The 19,173-nt window shown below is 41.3% G+C and carries 19 protein-coding genes; 6 read left to right on the top strand and 13 right to left on the bottom strand.

The annotated features are described in order from the left end of the window. Positions 1-443 precede the first annotated feature (443 nt). The 5 genes from BLQ57_RS13415 to BLQ57_RS13440 all read right to left on the bottom strand — a co-directional run bounded on the left by BLQ57_RS13415 (position 444) and on the right by BLQ57_RS13440 (position 6,169). Entirely contained in the window at positions 444-1,622 is a 1,179-nt protein-coding gene (locus BLQ57_RS13415) for an MFS transporter (RefSeq protein ID WP_087939723.1), read from the bottom strand. A gap of 697 nt (positions 1,623-2,319) precedes the next feature. Continuing rightward, positions 2,320-3,666, bottom strand: coding sequence for an MATE family efflux transporter (locus tag BLQ57_RS13420; protein WP_087939724.1), 1,347 nt, complete (start codon positions 3,664-3,666; stop codon positions 2,320-2,322). Between the two features lie 3 nt (positions 3,667-3,669). After that, a complete protein-coding gene (locus BLQ57_RS13425) occupies positions 3,670-4,212 on the bottom strand; it encodes an NUDIX domain-containing protein (protein ID WP_087939725.1) in 543 nt (180 codons plus the stop codon). 61 nt (positions 4,213-4,273) lie between these two features. Beyond that, the gene (locus BLQ57_RS13430; protein WP_073569973.1) at positions 4,274-4,756 is read right to left on the bottom strand and encodes an Lrp/AsnC family transcriptional regulator; all 483 of its coding nucleotides are present in this window, start codon (positions 4,754-4,756) and stop codon (positions 4,274-4,276) included. Between the two features lie 210 nt (positions 4,757-4,966). Then, the gene (locus BLQ57_RS13440) at positions 4,967-6,169 is read right to left on the bottom strand and encodes a tetratricopeptide repeat protein (RefSeq protein ID WP_087939727.1); all 1,203 of its coding nucleotides are present in this window, start codon (positions 6,167-6,169) and stop codon (positions 4,967-4,969) included. A 72-nt stretch (positions 6,170-6,241) separates the two neighbouring features. On the opposite strand from BLQ57_RS13440, the gene BLQ57_RS13445 reads away from it, so the two are divergent. Continuing rightward, positions 6,242-6,892 (top strand): sulfate ABC transporter permease, encoded by a 651-nt coding sequence (locus tag BLQ57_RS13445; protein WP_087939728.1) that lies wholly within the window; start codon positions 6,242-6,244, stop codon positions 6,890-6,892. On the opposite strand, the gene BLQ57_RS13450 is transcribed toward BLQ57_RS13445, so the two are convergent. Then, positions 6,889-7,026 carry a DUF2256 domain-containing protein gene (locus BLQ57_RS13450; protein ID WP_087939729.1) on the bottom strand — a complete coding sequence of 46 codons (138 nt, stop codon included), beginning with the start codon at positions 7,024-7,026 and terminating at the stop codon, positions 6,889-6,891. The two genes, BLQ57_RS13445 and BLQ57_RS13450, sit on opposite strands and share 4 nt — an antisense overlap. Positions 7,027-7,132: 106 nt before the next feature. Then, positions 7,133-8,629: an FAD-binding domain-containing protein gene (locus BLQ57_RS13455; RefSeq protein ID WP_169712748.1), complete on the bottom strand. Its 1,497-nt coding sequence runs from the start codon at positions 8,627-8,629 to the stop codon at positions 7,133-7,135. Positions 8,630-8,641: 12 nt separating this feature from the next. Between BLQ57_RS13455 and BLQ57_RS13460 the strand changes: the two genes are divergently transcribed. Continuing rightward, on the top strand, positions 8,642-8,926 hold the full coding sequence (locus BLQ57_RS13460; RefSeq protein ID WP_087939730.1) for a TIGR03643 family protein: 285 nt from the start codon (positions 8,642-8,644) through the stop codon (positions 8,924-8,926). Positions 8,927-9,723: 797 nt separating this feature from the next. On the opposite strand, the gene BLQ57_RS13465 is transcribed toward BLQ57_RS13460, so the two are convergent. From BLQ57_RS13465 to BLQ57_RS13495, 6 genes are all read right to left on the bottom strand, one after another. Then, the gene (locus BLQ57_RS13465) at positions 9,724-10,059 is read right to left on the bottom strand and encodes a rhodanese-like domain-containing protein (RefSeq protein ID WP_087939731.1); all 336 of its coding nucleotides are present in this window, start codon (positions 10,057-10,059) and stop codon (positions 9,724-9,726) included. 81 nt (positions 10,060-10,140) lie between these two features. After that, positions 10,141-10,398, bottom strand: a complete 258-nt coding sequence (locus BLQ57_RS13470) for a hypothetical protein (protein WP_087939732.1) — start codon at positions 10,396-10,398, stop codon at positions 10,141-10,143. Beyond that, positions 10,377-11,255, bottom strand: a complete 879-nt coding sequence (locus tag BLQ57_RS13475; RefSeq protein ID WP_087939733.1) for a sterol desaturase family protein — start codon at positions 11,253-11,255, stop codon at positions 10,377-10,379. The genes BLQ57_RS13470 and BLQ57_RS13475 overlap by 22 nt, the downstream gene beginning before the upstream one ends. 12 nt (positions 11,256-11,267) lie before the next feature. Further along, on the bottom strand, positions 11,268-12,074 hold the full coding sequence (locus BLQ57_RS13480) for a sulfite exporter TauE/SafE family protein (RefSeq protein ID WP_087939734.1): 807 nt from the start codon (positions 12,072-12,074) through the stop codon (positions 11,268-11,270). Positions 12,075-12,559: 485 nt separating this feature from the next. Continuing rightward, positions 12,560-13,363, bottom strand: coding sequence for a universal stress protein (locus BLQ57_RS13490; protein ID WP_087939736.1), 804 nt, complete (start codon positions 13,361-13,363; stop codon positions 12,560-12,562). Positions 13,364-13,497: 134 nt separating this feature from the next. After that, the gene (locus BLQ57_RS13495) at positions 13,498-14,154 is read right to left on the bottom strand and encodes a Crp/Fnr family transcriptional regulator (protein WP_087939773.1); all 657 of its coding nucleotides are present in this window, start codon (positions 14,152-14,154) and stop codon (positions 13,498-13,500) included. Between the two features lie 445 nt (positions 14,155-14,599). Here BLQ57_RS13495 and BLQ57_RS13500 point away from each other — a divergent pair, with 445 nt between their 5' ends. The 4 genes from BLQ57_RS13500 to feoB all read left to right on the top strand — a co-directional run bounded on the left by BLQ57_RS13500 (position 14,600) and on the right by feoB (position 19,087). Continuing rightward, entirely contained in the window at positions 14,600-15,865 is a 1,266-nt protein-coding gene (locus tag BLQ57_RS13500) for an NAD(P)/FAD-dependent oxidoreductase (RefSeq protein ID WP_087939737.1), read from the top strand. 134 nt (positions 15,866-15,999) lie between these two features. Then, positions 16,000-16,626 carry a hypothetical protein gene (locus tag BLQ57_RS13505; protein ID WP_087939738.1) on the top strand — a complete coding sequence of 209 codons (627 nt, stop codon included), beginning with the start codon at positions 16,000-16,002 and terminating at the stop codon, positions 16,624-16,626. 97 nt (positions 16,627-16,723) lie between these two features. Next, positions 16,724-16,945, top strand: coding sequence for a FeoA family protein (locus BLQ57_RS13510; RefSeq protein ID WP_087939739.1), 222 nt, complete (start codon positions 16,724-16,726; stop codon positions 16,943-16,945). Between the two features lie 6 nt (positions 16,946-16,951). Further along, complete coding sequence (gene feoB / locus BLQ57_RS13515; RefSeq protein ID WP_087939740.1) at positions 16,952-19,087, top strand: ferrous iron transport protein B; 2,136 nt, start codon at positions 16,952-16,954, stop codon at positions 19,085-19,087. Positions 19,088-19,173: the final 86 nt, after the last annotated feature.

Raw genomic sequence — 19,173 nt, forward strand, 5'->3', positions numbered from 1 at the left:
TGAAGACATTGCGCCATTTAGGTATTGGAGAGGAATTGTTGAGCGTTCTGGGCTCAAGGTTACCGGCAAAGGCAGGTTCGGGCCTAGCTCATTTTACAACGAGCACAAAGGCGAACCAAGCTGACCCTGAAGGGGTCAAACTATGAATAGCCCCGTATGAAGTGAGGGGGAACGCCGAACGGAATGCGGTGTATGAAGGCATGTCGGTGACCCCAGTGCTGGCCCGAGATTTTATCGGAAACCACGATGTCAATGCCAGCAAGAACTTGTTCGCCGTGGCGAATGGAAACGATTGTTGATGAATTGAGGGGAAGTACGATGAAATTTTGGGGAGGAATTGTTAAGGGTTCTGGGTTAAAGGTTACCGCGGCGGGCAAGCGGGGTTGGGGATTTAATCCATAAAATCCGTAAATGGACAAGGCAGAAGATTAACAAGCTCTGGCTCAAAGCTTGTCTTCAAACCTGGTCTTTTCTTTCACAAAAAACAAGACCAATAAGGCTACTGCAGCCATACTGGCAGCGGTGAGAAAGACCAATTTGAAATTTTCCACCTCATTGGCAAAGAGCCATCCCGAAACTACCGCTCCAATACCAATTCCTGCCTCGAGAAAAATATACATGGTAGCCAAGGCTCTACCTCGGTAAGCATTCAGTGATCGGTCAATCACCCATGCTGCGGTGGTAGGGCTGTTCATACCTACTGCACAGCCAAACATTACTCCTGCTCCCATAAGGGCTGTTTTAGTTTCTGAAAAGGCAATCAACACCATACTCCCCATCATAAATAAAGTAGCTGCTCGAAGTACAGGAATGCGACCATAGCGATCCGAAGCTTTCCCCGCAATCAATCGTATTCCTAAGCTTGATAAAGTGAAAACCGCAAAGAAAAGTCCTTTATTGGCAATTCCTAAATGGGCAGAAAAATCAGGGATGATGGTCAAAACCACCCCAAAAGAAAAGACAGAGAAAAACAAAACCAAAGAAGGAGCTAATACTCTTTTCTCTATCAGTTCATCTCGTTTCAGCTTAAAAAGTCCCAACCGAAGCGGTTCCTTTTCTTCCAAGGTTTCTTTCAGCTTTAGTAAAATCAAAATAGATAGAATAGCAGTAAATGAAGCCGAATAAAACAAAATCTCAATCGGCCAAATACTCGCTATCCACCCTCCAATTGCTGGGCCGGCTGCCATCCCTAATGAACCAAAAAGAGATTGAATCCCCATGGCTTCTCCCCTCCTCTGAAAAGGAACAATATCTGCCACATAAGCTGAGGTCCCTGTGGGGGTGAAGCCTGTAGAAAAGCCATGAATAAAGCGGAGGAATAAAAAACCGCTTACAAAACTCATCAAAGGATAAAGAAGACTGATCACAAAACAGACCGAGGCGCCGAACATCATCACCGGAATTCTACCGATTTTATCTGCCAACTTCCCACTAAATGGGCGTGATAAACCTGCTGAAAGTGTAAATAAGGATATAATCAAGCCTTTGTATTCCGCTCCGCCCAAAGAAGTAAGGTAAGCTGGAAGCTCAGGGATAATCATATTGAAAGAGGAGAAAAAGAGAAAGGAACTCGCACAGAGCAGAAAAAAATCAATAGTAAAGAAGGAAGGGAGGAACTTCATAGGTGATGCAAAAATAGATAATACTTGGAAACATCACTGCGAATGGCTAAGACTAGAGTAAATCTTTGTTCGGGAAAAACTACAAGGTCAACCCTTAATTTAATAAGAAGACAAGTTTGGTCCGAAATTTTCGTTTGATAAATTTATAAATGAATAGACTAGTCTTTACACTTTGAAAATGACATTATAACTTTTTGTTTTGGTTTGTCAGGCGAGACAATTAAGGTATGAAAATGAGTTGGCCTAAACTGAAAAGCTTGGCCTGATCTTTAACTGTTTAAATCTTTTTTTTATGATACTTTTGAAGACCAAAAGTATCCAAAAGTCCTGGCCCCGTTCTTTTCTTTCCGCTGGTTACGTTTTCTATTTTGTAAAAACTTAGTGCGCAGCGGAATTTTGTACTGCTTTGCCACCCTAAAAATGACTGGATTCCCGAAACAAGTTCGTGACTAAGTCATTTTCTTCACGGGTTTGCAAAGCATTCCAAAACCGAAAATTCCGAAGGGCCCCATGAACAAAAGATTCCAGTCCAATTTAAACTGTTGCGTTAGCAGATTGATTTGTCACTGATTTTAATAGAAATCATTTTTTTGGTCTTTTCATTAAAGTCGAGGTAGTACCAACTACAATAGATGTATTCTTTCACTGGCTGAATGAAACTAAATCTTCAAAATCAGATTTCAAAAACAAAAGATGATTAAGAAAAATCATTCTCCTTTTTTAGCTTAAGACTTAGCTTATGAAATCGGTAAAACAACACTACTGCGGTGATACTGAGACCAATCAGTAAACCATACCAAACGCCTACAGCACCCCATTCTAATTCGAAGGCCAAAAAATAACCCAAAGGCAATCCAAGGACCCAATAGGCCAAGAGCGTGATCCAAGTGGGAAAACGTACATCTTCCATTCCCCTTAAGACTCCCAAGCCGACCACTTGTACTCCATCAGAAAGCTGAAACATCCCTGCAATCACCAGCAGTGTAGCCGACATGGCAATCACCTCAGGATCGTCAATGTATAGTGTGGGTAGAAAGTCTCTGAAAACAATAAATATAACTGCGGTGCAGGCCATGAATATCAGGACCATCCCAAAAACCACCATCCCGGCTTCTCTCATAGCCTTCAAATTCCCTTTTCCAATCTGATTGCTTACTCTTATCATTCCTGCAGTACTTAAACCTGCAGCCATCATGTAACTAATAGAAGCGAGGTTTAATGCAATCTGATGTCCTGCCAGGGCATTTACTCCGATCCAACCCATCATAATTGCCGCCGAACCAAAAGCGCTCACTTCAAAGATATATTGGAAACCTGTAGGAATTCCAATTTTCAAAACCCTATTGATCATAGGGAAACTCAACCTTTTACCGGTCCATTGTAAATTAAAAGGCCGATAACGAGTGGATTTCATCACATACAGTCCCATCAGAACAGGCATTAAAATCCTGGAGATCAGCGTAGCCCAGCCAGCCCCCATCAATCCCATTTCGGGTGCTCCCCATTTCCCAAAAATCAAAATCCAGTTCAAAAGGACATTGACTAAATTGGAAAAGATAGTCACGTACATGGCTTGGCGCGTTTGGGAGAGCCCTTCTGCAAACTGCTTGAAGGTCTGAAATATCATAAATGGAAAAAGAGATGCCGTAATCACAAATAAATACGGGATAGCAATATCCACTACCTCCTCGGGTTGATTAAGATAGTATAGTCCTTGAGATAGTCCCAGGATGATTGTAGTCAATAAAAGTGCTGTGGCTAGATTGATCCATAGGCCATGTTGGAAAAGTCGACCTATTCGAGTAGGTTTTCCTTTACCTTCCGCGACGGAAACCAAGGGAGTAATCCCCATAGAAACCCCCATACCAAACATTAGCAAAACGAAAAAAATACTGTTGGCCAATGAGGATGCCGCTAATGGGACTGCCCCCAACTGACCTACCATCATGCTATCAGCCACTCCCACGGACACCTGCCCCAACTGACTCAATACTACAGGATAAGCGAGCTGTAGGGTGATTTGAAAGTGATTTTTTATTGTCATTCCTTAATAGCCCAAGATACGGGCAGCCTTTAAAATACCAGCTATACTTATGGAATCGGTAATCTCTCCTGACATGACCATAGCCAAGGCTTCTTTAAAAGGAAGCTTCTTGATCTGTAAGACTTCCGTCTCTTCAAACTCAGTTTCACCCTGCGTCAAATCCTCTGCAAGGAAAACCAAACCTTCTTCGTCCGTCACCGAATTGGAGGTATGAATCCGGAGCAATTCCGTCCATTTCTTTGCAATCAGTCCTGTTTCCTCTTTCAATTCTCGCTTGGCACTATCCAGCAAATCTTGGTCTATTGGGCCACCTCCCATTGGTATTTCCCAGGAATACTCATCCAAGGTATAGCGATATTGTCCTACCAGCCAGGTATTTCCTTCTTTATCGATGGGGATAATGGCCATGGCCTTATTTTTAAAATGCACTTTCCCATAGATGCCGGGATTACCTGCAGGATTAATAATCTGATGCTTTTCTAGACGGATCCAGGGGTTTTCGAAAATACTTTCTTTCTGAAGAGTTTTCCAGGGGTTTTGTGTCATAGCTGCAAAAAAAAAGGCTGTCCAAAACTCCAGACAGCCCAATAGTTTGATTAATGATTTTTTATGCGGGTATAGGCAGAACTTTAGAGTCTTTGAAGGTAGACAAAATCACCATGGACTGCATAGAGTCTACTTCTTTGATTTCAGAAACCTTTTCCAACATCAACTTCTGATAGGCAGTGATGTCTTTAGCGATTATTTTCAAGATGAAATCGCCCGTACCTGTGATGTGATGACACTCGATAACCTCAGGGATTCCGTTGATCTCTTTCATAAAGGCATCGATATTTGCCTTGTTGTGTCCTATCAAGCTTACCAACACAAAGGTACTGACTCCAAGACCGATTTTTTCGGGGTCAAGCTTTGCGTGATAGCTCTTGATAATTCCGGATTGCTCCAGCTTTTTCACTCGCTCCAAGGTAGGGGCGGGAGAAAGTCCAATATCTTTTGACAGTTGAGCGTTAGTGATCTTCGCGTTACCTTGAAGAATTTCCAGAATCCTGCGGTCGATTTTGTCAAATTTGATTCTGACGCTATTATCCATTATCTCTTGCATTTACAAAATTTTATATGGCACAAATTTATAATATTTAAGGAAAATTTTAAAATCATTTTATGCTTTTTGATGAGCGGAAATCAAAATTTTCTTAATTCAATCAAGCTTTTGAGCAAAGATTACCTCCAAAAGAGTAGTTGTGGAGCAGGATTTTCAAATATTCTCCTGTTATAAACTCTAAAAACGTAAAGGTTTCGATTAAAGTTTATTCTTTTTGATAAAATTCCTTGCAGCCTGATGAGCGGGGTGTTTACGCTTTGCGTATTTCTTTACTTTCTTAAAATATTCTTTGGCCAAAGCATTTTGATTTTCTTTCATCGCAATTTGTCCTAGTTGGACCATTGAATGCAAATAATAGCCACTTTCCTGAGATTCGGATTCCTCGCCATAAGATAATGTCTTTAAATAATATCGCTTGGCTTCTTCTTGATTTCCTACTCTTTCAAAATACTGCGCGATGAAAAAGGCCGCATAGCGCCCGCTGTTGGATTCGTATCCCGTTTTCCCCGACTCTATCCGGTCCAAAATCTCTTGGGATTCCTCTAGCGACTCTGACCATCTACCCACGGTGTACAAATGTCTCGCATAGGAACGGTGGAAATAGGGATTATTTGGAAATTTACTGTGTAAATATTCCGAAATCCGGAGGGCTTCATAGGGCTTTTTTTCCTCTGAGGCATAAAGTCTAAAGAGGAAATACATCGCTTCAATTCTCGTATAAAAAGCATTTGAAGCCACATTCTCAAGTTGCTCTATGCCCAATTCCTTATCTCCTTTTGGAAATAGGGCCATCACTGGTCTTAGAAGTGGATAGTTTTCGGGAATCCAAACAGAAAAATAATTAAACAGCGCATCTCCCAGGAGAAGCTCGGGATTAAACTCCTCTTCTCCCCTGCTTAATTCCATGTATTTGAGGGCAGTTCTACCAGCCCAAGCCGCTCTGGTCCAGCTTTTTCGCTCAGATAAAAGTCGACCTTGAAAACCATATCCTGCCGCTAGGAAGAAAGCAGCCTCCTTATTGGTCTCATCCTCTTCGAACATTTTCTCCGCCTTTTCATTGGCTCGGTCGATGTATCCTAGAAAAAGGTCATCGTATTTTTTGTTGGTCACATCCACTTCAATCCTCCACCAATAGCCCAAAGCCATTAAAAAATCAGGGAGCGGGTGATTAGGATATTGATAGGAAAGAACCTGGAAATCCCGCTCTGCTGTCTCAAAATCGAAATCATACATGCTGTTGATGGACTTGGTCACACGAAACTGAAGTCCTCTATCCAGCAGTAAATAAGGTGAGGGCACAAAACTCAAGTCATCTTCGGGGGCAGATTGGCCCCAAGTCAATGGAAGTCCCAAAGAACCGAAGAGTATAAGTACCAAACTCAAGTGTTTCAACATTGTCATTTATGAATTATGAGGCAAAATTAGGGCTTATATGCTACAATACAGTAGATTTGAAATGGTAAAATCTTAAATATGCCTAAAGCACATACCCCCTTAGCACAACGTATTCAGGAGCTGATAGATTTTGATAAGCGCCTTTATTTTTTCCTTCTTTTGATTCTGTTTGTTTTGATTCGCTATCTGACCAACTCCCTCATCTTGGATGCAGTTCCCAATTCTGAAGAATTGGAGGCTTCAGGGGCTTTCACCTTTTTTTATATTTTCAATACTTTAGACTACTTGATGACGCCCTTTGCTATGCTTTGGAAGTTTACCGTGGTTGCCTTTTTATTTTGGTTGGGTGCCTTTTTCTTAGGCTATAAGGTCCCATTCAAATCACTTTGGCAATTTGCCCTAGTAGCAGAAGTGGTGTTCCTTTTTCCTGAATTGATAAGGTTTTTAGTTTATATCAATCCTGAGAGTGCAAGTACTTTTCTGGAAATAGAGCAATACCGTCCCCTATCGCTTTTGGCACTGATAGGGCCAGATCAAACCGCCCAAAGATTTCATTATCCCTTGGCCACTCTGAATCTATTTGAATTGATTTACGGAGTCATTTGGGTTTTGGGATTTCACAGCATAAGCCGACAGAGTTTAAAAGAATCATCAGTAGTGGTTTTCGTCAGCTACTTTGTGCCTTTGGCTATTTTTCTCACCTGGTCTGCGATGGTATATCGGGATTAAGCTTTTTTAGAGTTACCCGCACACCTCTTAGAGCAATATTTAACATTTTCCCAATTCTTTTCCCACTTTTTGCGCCAAGTAAAAGGACGCTGGCAGACGGGACAAATTTTGGAGGGTAAATCAGATTTTTTCATGGTAATGACGAAGGTGAGTAAAGGGGGATTTTTGAAACAGGGGGATGTTAAAAATTTTACAATCCATTTATTAGGAATTTATATTTTTTGAAAATCAGCGAAATTCTTAAGGCCAGCGTTTCGCATTCGTATGTTTTGCCAAAATACGTTTGGCATCTTTCAGTACCTCAGGGTCTTTTTGTGCTGACCATATTTTATCTCTTGCGGCTGCGGCTGCTTTCTCAGGATGTACGATTGGAAAGGGGTAATCTCTACCCAATACAAACCCCATCCCTTGCTGCTCTAGGGGAGTGATTTTCCAAGGCTCGTGTATCAAAGAAGCCGGTAAACTTTTGAGTTCCGGCACCCATTTTTTGATAAATACTGCCTCCCCATCATGATCTTGAGACTGTTTTACGGGATTGTAAATTCGAACGGTATTGATCCCTGTCACACCGGCTTGCATTTGAAGTTGGGGATAGTGAATACCCGGCTCGAAGTCCAAAAACATACTTCCTAAGTGATTGGCACCATATTTCCAGTGCTGCCCTAGATGGTGCGTCAAAAAGGAGACTACCATGGCCCTCATTCGGAAATTGAGGTAACCTGTCTCCTTCAAGCATCGCATACAGGCATCCACCAATGGAAACCCCGTTTGACCTAACTTCCAACGCTCTACCTTTTCGGAATCTTCTTCCTCTTTCATTTTATGAAAGCCCTGATTTAGATCTTGGAATTCCATTCTGCATTCCATTTCAAACTTTTGAATGAAATGACAATGCCATTGCAATCGGGATTGGAAATTAGTGAGGTTTCTGGATTGAAATCCAGACTTCTTTTTCTCTTGCGAAAGCTGAAATACTTGCCTGATGGATATACAGCCCCAAGCCAAATAAGGAGAAAGACGACTACAGCCTTTTCGGGAAAGTTCAGGTTTGCTGATGTGCTTATTGTAGTTTTTGACCCTATCGTCTAGGAAGCTTTGTAAGTAGCGATAGGCCAATCTCTCCCCTCCCTTTTGCATGGATGGGTTGGGCGTTTTCCAAGTCTCCGGAATGGAGTTTTGTGGAAAATCTTCCCAAAAGCTTCGTGGAAAAGTAAAGAAATTAGCTTTTTTCAAATCAGGATTGGCTAGCGGTTGATTCACAAATTTTCTCCATAATTCGGTCCAGCCTTTCCGGTTTTTACGACCTCTCTCCACCCCTTGCTGCGCAAACTCAAGCCAAGGAATATTTTGAGATTTGAGGAATTGACCTACCTTTTTGTCCCTCTCAAAAGTGACTTGAATGCCTGTTTCCTGATGGGAATAAATTTTCCAGATCTTAAAATCTTGGTGAATTCTTTGCAGTACGGTAGTCGCCTCCTCATAAAAAATAGCAATTTGAGTCTGGAAGGGATCGAGCTGCAGCTGAAGGTCCTCCAAGGATTCCCACACAAACCGCCAATGCCTGGTATCACTTTGAGCAGCTTGAACCAAGGAAGGCTCGAAAATATAACAAAGCAAGACGGGCTGACCTGAGGCGATGGCTGCCTGCAGCGGCTGATGGTCTTGAAGCCTGAGGTCCCGCTTCAACCAAACTAGAGCGATTTTATTCACCTCAGTAAAACCTTCTATAGGGAGCATAGTTTGAGAGATATGGAAAAAAAGCCAAAAATATCAGAAGAAGAGCTAGATAGAATTATAGAAATGGCCTGGGAAGATCGAACTCCCTTTGAGGCTATTGAGGCTCAGTTTGGAGTTTCCGAATCACAGGTTATCGAGCTGATGCGAAGAGAGATGAAGAGGAGTAGTTTTAAAATGTGGAGAGCGAGGGTTCAGGGCAGAAAAACCAAGCATTTGCAAAAAAGTCCTAAAGACATGGATCGATTTCATTGTAGCCGACAAAAAGGGATTAGTTTAAATAAGATTTCCAAACGATAATAAGGTCTAGCTCAATTTACAAATCCACTCAAAGCAGTTTTAGCCAAACTTGAAAAGAAGTGGGTGGTTAGGTTTTCGTGCAGATAAGGTTGTCTCATAAAACGCTCTAGTGTTAGTTAGAGCAACTTACCAACGGGAGCTGAGCAGTATAAAGGCCTTTTATGTCGTTTTAGCCTATATTTCCTTTTTGAGACTCTTGTCTTACAAGTACTCAATGTGACAAACTTCACTTTTGAAACAGCCTCTTAAAATGGTTCTACCCATAATTTAATGAAAATACAAGTTTAGTCCGCAATTCTAATTTGATAAATTTATTAATGAATAGGCTAGTCTTTCCACTTGGTAAATGACCTTATAATTTTTTTTTGCTTTTTCAGGCGAGGCGAGTTAGGTAAAAAATGATTTGGCCTAAACTGAAAAGCTTGGCTTGATCTTAAGCTGTTTAAAACTTTTTTATTTGATACTTTTGAAGACCAAAAGTATCCAAAAGTCTTGGCCCCGTTCTTTTCTTTCCGCTGGTGACGTTTTCTATTTTATGAAAACCTAGTGCACAGCGGAATTTTGTCATGCTTTGCCACCCTAAAAATGACTGGGTCTCTCTCGATACCTCGCGAGCCAAGTCATTTTCTTAACGGGTTTGCAAAGCACTCCAAAACCGAAAATCCCGAAGGGCCACATTACCGAAAGACTCCAGTCAAATTCAAACTATTTCGTTGGTATCATCATTTACCCAATTTAATATGCTCACTTTTTAGGCCATTTAACTAAAGTCTTGATAATATCTTTTTAATAGGGTTTTATACGGTTTCGAAAGGCCATCTCATGATGCCACCGGCCATATTTTTACAATTTTCAAAACCCATGTCTGCCATGATTTCACAAGCCTGTCCGCTTCTATTGCCACTGCGGCAATAAATAAGGTAGGTCTTGTCTTTTGGTAGGTTTTGTACCTGCTTCGCGAAATCCCTCGACATGATATCGATGTTTCTCGCTCCTCGGATTTTTCCTCCGGCAAACTCGCCCGCTGTTCTGACGTCGATGACTACCGTGTTGGGCTGAAGCATTAAGTTGTGGAATTCTCCTACGGGAATGTCCTCGTAGTTTTTTGGTTTTGATTTAAAGAAGTCAAACATATTTTGCTAGTGATTAATTTTAAATTCTGCTACAAAATTACCTGCTCGACTGACTAAAATCAGTAATAAATGTCACAGGCCTTAAGCAGCAGGTTTGACTTTTCGTTTAATCTCTAAAACGGATAATCGAAGGAGTAGAATCCAAGGGAAACCATGAAAAAGAAGGTCCCCCCAATCCAACCACTGCATCCCCACGGCACCGCCTGCTACCCATTTTATTTTGCCCCAAATATGAGGTTCTGGGAAAAAGGGAGCAAGCCCCAAAGTCAGGGAAAGCATCAGTACTGTAGTCCAATTATTTAATGGATTAAGCGATTTTAAGCTTTCTTTTTCAGCCATGGATAGGTGATTTGTGACCAGAAGGTCTGAGGAAATTCTTCTACTTTATCAAAACCCAAGGGTTCGTTTTCTCCATCATGAGGGATATAGGCCGTACCGAATAGATAATCCCAAAGACTGAGAGTGATTCCATAATTGACTCCATGCCGCTTATCCGAAGGCAAGTTTTTCACATGGTGCCAAGTGTGCATGATAGGGTTATTCAAAATATATTTCAATGGCCCGTAGGTAATCTTCAGGTTGGCATGATTGAGGTGTCCGATCGCAATTGTGAAGATGTGAAGGATAAAGAAATCATCCAATCCAAAACCAATCATCGCCAGAGGAAGGTACTGTACCGACTTGTAGACAATGGTCTCCATCCAATGATAGCGTAGGTGAGCAGCAAAGCCCATTTGCTCCACTGAGTGGTGGACTTTGTGAAATTCCCAAAGCCAAGGTACTCGATGAAGCATGCGGTGTACATTCCACTGAATAAAATCAGCCAAAATGAACATCAGCAGAAACTGTCCCCAGATCGGCCAGGTATTAATTTGAATTGCCACTACATTGGTGATCCCGAAAACTCCCAAGAAGTCATTAAACAGCTCTACAAAGACATTGGAGAGGGCATTGTAAAGGATTAGGGAAAACAGGAAGAAATTGAAGAACATATAAAACACATCCAACCAAAAATCCTTTCGGAAGATAGGTTGACTCTTTCTCCAAGGCACGATCACTTCCAGAGCAAAAACAACTACCGAAAGTCCAATCAACCAATAGAAATAGTTTTGCCATGATGGGTAGAGAATCTCTGAGGTCAGGTAATTCCAATACCCATAATAGCCGTCTAGAATGATTTTAATATACTTTTCCAATTTATTAAATGATTAAAGCGCCATCAACTCTTTGGTGATGATGTAGATCCCCATGATGAGAACAAACCAACCGAACCCTTTTTTGAGAACCTTATCATTGATTTTTTTCGAAAGCGCACTACCTATGAATATACCTACTACGGAAAGGCCCGTGAAAATGATTAGCATTTGCCAATCGATGGTTTGATTACCTAAGTCACCTAAAAATCCGATTAGAGATTTTGCAGCGATGATGAGTAATGAAGTACCAACTGCCATTTTCATAGGAAGTTTAGCCAAAAGCACTAAAGCTGGAATAATTAAAAATCCTCCACCTGCACCAACTATACCTGTAATCACCCCTACAACCGAACCTTCAACTGCAATCAGGGGAATATTAAATTTCACTTCGCCTTCACCCTCCACTTCGACCTTTTTCTTGTCCTTGATCATAGAATACGAAGCAGCGAGCATGATTAAAGCAAAAAATACCATGATGCCTATGTTTTTTGAAATCGCTACATCTCCTAAAGAGAAAAGCGGATCAGGCAGCCAAGGGACCAAAAATTTACGCGTAAGGAAAACAGCAATAAATGAAGGGATAGCAAATACCAATGCTGTTTTGTAATCTACTTTTCCTTGCTTCATGTAGTTTCCTGCACCTACTAGGGAGGTAGCTCCTACTACAAATAAAGAATAAGCCGTAGCCAAAACCGGATCTACATCAAGAATATAAACGAGAACCGGTACTGTGAGGATAGAACCTCCACCGCCAATAAGCCCTAAGCTTACACCAATTATAATTGCGGCTGCATATCCAATTAGGATGATGATGTCCATAATTTCAAATTTAATTTTTTTACCTCACAAAAGTACCTTCTTGTCTCTAGCCTTAGCAGTAACAATTGTCACATGAGAGGAAGAAGGGAGTTTGAAATCAGAAAGCTGAAAAAGTGGGAGGTTGGGAAGTTGGGAGGTTTGGAAGTTGGGAAGTTGGGAAGATGTACAATTTGTCTTTGCTCTGTCTGATTATCATGCCAATAAAGTAGAAGGGTGGTCATCAAAATGAAAGAAATGGTTTGGGATTGGGGAATTGATGGGAAATGCGATGGAGTATTGAGGTACAAAAAGTTAAGGGTTAAAAGGTAGATTGGGGTAAAAAATGTTCCAGGCTCTGGGTTCAAGGTTTCCGCCATAGCGGGCAAGTAGGGTTGGGTAACCGATGAAATCAGATTTTATAATCAGATCAAAGGTTTACCAATGCCTTAGGCTTTTCTGTGATCACTAAGCCCGCATGGCCGATAATGTAGTCCCTAATCTGGCATTTAAACCATAATCAAAAGCGGTACTCTGGAATGATAGGCCATTTCTAGGGATTGACTTTTTGACCAGAACTGATCCCAGAGCCCCATATGATTATGGCACATCACTAGCAATATATCCTCTTCTTCCTCGAGAAACTGTTCAAAGCCTTCATCCACTTTTTGAGAAGATTTTTTATGAAAAAGGGTGGGTGATTTTGGATAGTTATCTTCCAAGTACTTTTGAATTCCCAGCGTTAAAAGCTTTTCTCTAAAATCTCCTTTCGTCTCAATATGTAATACTTCAAAGCTAAAAAACCAATTGACCGCACGCTGATACACCCAATCCACAAAGTCCTCTTCATGGTTGGCAAATTCCAATGCTATAACCATTCGTCTGATCCCCGTGATATCTATCCCAATTGGAACCAATAAAACTGGAACAGAAGACTCCTTGATCAAATTTGCCGCAGTAGATCCTACAATCACCTTTCTCATCCCGCTAGCCCCTTTGGTCCCCATTACGATCATGTCTACATCTTCCTCTTCTGCTATTTTGGCCAGCGTAATGGAGGGAGTACCTTCTTTGACAAGGGTTTTAATTTTAATCTGATCAGTACTGTATTTGGACTGGAGTTCCTTCATCATTTTTTCAGAATCCTTATATATGCTGTCCAATGCCAAAGCGGCCTGTGATGCAAAATCATAAATGATTTCTACCACATGAACCAAAATCAATTGATGATTTTGATCCTTATTAAGATTTAGGGCAAACTGAAGTGCTTTTTCGGAATTTTCTGAAAAGTCGAGTGGAATAAGAATTTTCATAAGTAATAGGATTATTTACTACTAAAATACAGCTTAAAGTAACAAGAAGGTAGATGAATGGTCTATTCTTCAAATTATTTCTAGCATTTAATCCCCCATCCAAATGATGGCTTTTTAACAAATAAGCTTTATCCTCACTTGCTTATCAACTCTTCGAAATCATCACGAATGTAAATCACATTTCTTCCCAGTTCTATCCATTTCTTTTTCTCGAGTTGCTTGAGCAGACGCGAGATCACCTCTCTGGAAGTCCCCAATTCGTTGGCAATTTCCTGATGTGTGGTATTGAGCTCGTTGGTTTTATGCTGTTTCATTTTTGTGACGATATAGCGCATCAATCTCTCGTCCATTCTCTTGAATGCTACGGCATCCAGGGCAATCAGCATCTCCTGAAATCTGCTTTGATAGGTAGATGAAACAAAATCTTTCCACTGTTTAAACTCATCCGAAAGTTGCTCATGTACAGCTACAGGAATAGATATCAAGGTAGTTGGGTCCTCTACAATGGCTTTGATTTCCGAGGGTTTGGAGGCTGAGCAGCAAGTGAGTGAAAGCGCACAAGTCTCCCCCGCGTCCAGGTAATAGAGAAACAGCTCTTTGCCATCTTCGTCCATACGCATGATCTTAATGGAGCCCTCCAGTACAATAGGCACCATCTTGATGAATTTCCCCGGTTCCATTAAGATTTTTCCAGGTTCCAATTTTAAAATCTGCCCTTTTTCTAAGATTGCCTCCAGCAATTTCGGGTCAGTGAAATTAGGCAATGCGTTTTTGAGTTCTTCTGTTGTCATTTTAGATTTAAAAAGCAGCGAAACTAAATTTACATGAATGTGAAAATAGTGATAATTATCACAAAGGGGATTTTTTAAATTGTAAATTATCCATGCTTTGGTGCTTTTGACAGAAAGTATTGCTTGCCTAGTAATTGACATTGATTGGCTTATCCTTCACAAATACAGTACTGCAGCAAATAATTTTTGCCAAAAATCATAAATTCAGAAGAATTGTGAATCTAAAATTAATAAGGTGATGAATGTCACCAAAAAACCATTTAGTAGCTAGTACCTTTTCCTTCTCTAAAAAATCAGACAAAACTAAAGTCTGAAAAAAGAAAGTTGGTGGATTGTATAGGGTGACTCCCTGACATCTGTAGTCCAGTTCCAAAATACGTTTGGAGCAAAAAATCCCGACTTTGATTGAATTATTTATCGGCCTTTAAGAAATAATTACAACCCTATGAAACATTATCAAATTTTAATTATCGGTGGTGGAACTGCCGGAATTACCGTAGCTGCGCAGCTTAAGCGCAAAGATAAAAATCTCAACATTGCTATTATTGAGCCTTCGGATAAGCATTACTATCAGCCTGCATGGACCTTGGTGGGTGCAGGTACTTTTGACTTTAAAGACACCGAAAGAAATGAAGCCGATTACATTCCGGAGGGGGTGGAGTGGATCAAAGACAAAGCCACTGATATCCGACCCGAGTCCAATCAAGTAGCCACAGCTCAAAATGGAGACCTAGGGTACGATTATCTAGTGGTTGCCCCGGGCTTGGTCATGGCACCTGAGCTTTTGCCTGGACTTAAAGAAGCAATGGATAAAGGAGTGGTATGCAGTAATTATACAGACCCGGAGCATACTTGGGAGGTTTTGAAAAATTTCAAAGGTGGTAATGCCGTGTTCACCCAGCCTACGACCCCTATCAAATGCGGTGGGGCTCCTCAGAAAATCATGTATTTGGCGGAAGACTATTTCCGAAAAAATGGATTGAGAGACAAGACCAATGTCATTTTTGCTACTCCTGGAACCGTAATCTTTGGAGTTCCTGATTTTGCAAAGACATTAAATAAAATCATTCATGACAGAGACATTATTTTCAAGCCATTTTATGCACCCATAAAAATTGATCCAGAGAAACAGGAGATCTATTTCTCCTACAACAAGCCAGGGGATAGTGGCAATTGCGGAGTAACGGAAGGAAATCCTATCGGTGAAGAAATGACTGGGGATACCGAGATCAAGCTTCACTTTGACATGTTGCATTTAGCTCCGCCTCAGGCTGCGCCTAAGTTTATCCAAAACTCAGAAGTATCCATCCAAGAGGGTCCTGGCAAAGGCTGGGTAGATGTGGATATCAACACCCTTCAGCACAAAAGATTTGGAAATATATTTGCTCTGGGTGATGTGGCCCACCTACCTACTGCAAAAACTGGGGCGGCAATCAGAAAGCAAGCTCCTGTGGTGGTAGAAAATCTCTTAAAACTACTTCAAACAGAGAAAGTAGGCACTGCTTCCTATCAAGGTTATTCCTCTTGTCCGCTTGTGACAGGCTATGGAAAAATGGTGTTAGCAGAATTCAAATACGATAATGTGAGAGATAGTGACCCATTAATCTCAAAGTTTGTCGATACTTCCAAAGAGCAATGGAGTATGTGGCTACTGAAAAAATATGGTTTACCTTTTATGTATTGGAATTTGATGCTAAGAGGAAAAGCTTAAGGATAATTTCTAAAAGGCCCGGCGATCGATTCGCCGGGCTTTTTTGTTAAGACTGATCGGACAGCAAAAAATTCAGCCGTAAATTTCAACTTTTCAGTTCTGGTATTGGTTAGAATGAATGTAGATTTCAAAAGATGTCTTTACGAATTAAACAGCTCTTCAGCACGGTAGTGCTTTTTCTGATTTTGGCTATTCTCCCAATGGGTTGCGAAGTTTTCTGCAATGATCCCTGCGGATGTCGGCCGAAGTTTGAGGTAAAGGACTTTAGAATTACAGCTTTTGAGACGCTTAGCTTGGCTCAGGATGGGCAGCGCATTCACCCAAGTTTGGTTTTGCCTTATGATCAGACAACCAAGTCCTTTCGTGTAGCACAGTTTGAGACGGTAGCCCAAAGCAAGGAATCCCTCGGTGGCCTACCAGGGATGGCTTATGCCTGTAGTCCTATTGCCCCTCAATCGATTCATAGACTTATTGGATTACAATTGATCAATAAAAAAGAAGTAGTATTGGGCGACGGTACAATTTTAGAAGTCGGGAAGCTTCTGAATGAATTCGTGAAAATGAATTATTTCTCTGCTTCAGAAACCTTTCCCCTAGCAGAGTTTCTGGACGGTGGATTACCTGTATTTTCTGACGATCTTTTCAAGCTGGTTTGGCAAAAAGCACCGGGAAAAGAACTCGTACTTGAGTTTGATTTACAGATACAATTAGAGAATGGACAGGGCTTTGTCCTCCCCAATGAAATCCTCAGCATCCGCTAGTCATGTAAAATATGACAAAAATCTTCTTTATTTTTCCTTAGATTCATTCCAGATAAGTTATTTTTGCAAACTCATTCGTCAACCGAAACGCTAGTTCATGACAGCAGACCAATTACCACAACTGAAAAAAGCCATTATCCGAGAAGTCAAAGATTCCCCGATGAGGATCAATTTGATGGAATTGGGCTTTTTGCCAGGTAAAGTCATCTGTCTGCATCATGTAGCTCCTGCGGGTGGCCCCATGGCCTTCTTACTGGAGGAGACCATACTCGCCTTGCGTAAAACCGAAGCTTCACTTCTCGAAGTCCAACTTCTCTGATCCTTCATGTCCAATCCTACCAAATCTACTGCTGTCAAGTCACCCAAAATAGCCATTATCGGTAATCCGAATGTGGGTAAATCCACAATATTCAATCAGCTTACCGGGCTCAATCAAAAAATCGGCAACTATCCGGGTGTGACGGTGGACAAAAAAACCGGTGTGATGAATCATGAAGGTTCTAGCTACGAATTAATTGATTTGCCTGGCACCTACTCCTTATACCCTAATTCAGAGGATGAGATCATCGCCCATAGAGTACTCAATCAGCAGAGTGAAATAGAAAAGCCGGAATTTGTGCTCATGGTAATTGATTCCCTTCAGCTTTCTAGGGGATTGTTTTTAGCTTCTCAATTGATTGATTTGGGTCTCAACTTGGCATTGGTGCTCAACATGTCCGACCTAGCCGAAAAAAAGAAAATCGAAGTCAAGGGTTTTGAGTTATTCAAAGCTTTGGGGGTACCTATACTTCATACCAATGCAAGGGCATCCAAGGGCTTGGATCAGATAAAAGATTTGATACATCAGCGTAACTTTGCCAAACCAAGCGAATTCCTCAAAGTAAGTGAATACTTGGATCCTGTGCTTTTGACAGATGTCAAGGAAAAATTTGGGTTGAGCACAGATTACCAAGCTTATCAACTCCTGCGTTTTGGTCTTAAAGACCGTGCATTATCCCCTGAAAAGCGAAACTGGATTGCCCAAAAGCTATCTTCCATTTCGGTTAACCTTGAAGCTGCACAATTGGAAGAAACCAAGCTTCGCTACCGCAAAATCACAGATATTATTGAAAGGGTAGTAGTCAAAAAGGACGCGATTCCCGCTACTACCAATGTGCTGGACAAGGCTTTCCTACATCCCGTATTAGGCTATGTCATTTTTGCAGCAATTCTCCTTGTAATTTTCCAAGCGATCTTTGCCTGGGCCTCGGTACCGATGGACATGATCGATGGGTTTTTTGCAGAGTTAGCCGGCTGGGTCAATTCAAGCCTACCCGAGGGGGTTTTCACCAGTTTGATTTCAGAGGGAATTATTCCAGGCATAGGAGGAGTGGTCATATTTATCCCGCAGATTGCCATGCTTTTTGGTTTTTTGGCCATTCTGGAAGACACGGGTTATATGTCAAGAGTGGTCTTTTTGATGGATCGATGGATGAGACCTTTTGGTCTACATGGCAAAAGTATAGTCCCCTTAGTATCCGGTGTAGCTTGCGCGATTCCCGGAGTGATGGCTGCCCGTAATATTGGCAACTGGAAAGAAAAAATCATCACCATCATGGTGACTCCGCTGATGAGTTGCTCAGCAAGGTTACCTGTCTACATTATTCTAATTGGATTAGTAGTACCGGATGATACGGTATTGGGTTTTATTAACATGCAGGCTTTAGCACTTTTAGGACTTTATTTGCTGGGAGTTGTCGGTGTTTTGGTGACAGCCTATGGGCTGAAAAATATCCTTAAAACCAGTGAGAAGAGTTTTCTGATGGTGGAACTTCCAAGTTACAGAACACCTCGATGGAAGGATGTATTACTGACCATGTATAGCAAATCCTACACCTTCGTTACCGAAGCGGGAAAAGTAATTTTGGCGATTTCGGTAATTCTATGGGTATTGGCTTCTTATGGGCCACCTTCAGAAATGGAAGCTATAAGGCTAGAAAGAGATCAAAAAATTGAGCTGGCTCAGAATCAGGAAGAAGTAGAAATCATAGAAGCCGAAGCCTCTTCCAAGCTATTGGAAAACTCCTTTATCGGTATCATGGGTCGGGCCATCGAGCCGAGCATACGTCCTTTGGGCTATGACTGGAAAATCGGCATTGCTTTGATTACTTCTTTTGCAGCTAGGGAGGTTTTTGTCTCCACCATCGCTACTATCTACAGCATCGGAGGAGATGGAGAAGACGAGTTGACCATCAGAGAAAAACTGAACTCTCAAATCAACCCTGCCACAGGAGAAAAGGTATTCAATACTGCCACAGCATTTTCATTGATGGTATTTTATGCATTTGCCATGCAGTGTATGAGTACGCTTGCGGTTGTCTATAGGGAAACTAAAGGATGGAAATGGCCGTTGATTCAGACAGTATACATGACCATTTTGGCTTATGTATCTGCATTGATCACTTATCAAATTCTATCTTAATATGTGGCAAGAAATCCTTTTGGGAGTAGTGGTAGTAGCCGCTTTGGTTTTTTTGGGGAGAAAATATTTTTTCAAACCTAAAGGCG

Origin of the sequence: Algoriphagus faecimaris, assembly GCF_900101705.1 — a bacterium.
GTDB lineage: Bacteria > Bacteroidota > Bacteroidia > Cytophagales > Cyclobacteriaceae > Algoriphagus > Algoriphagus faecimaris.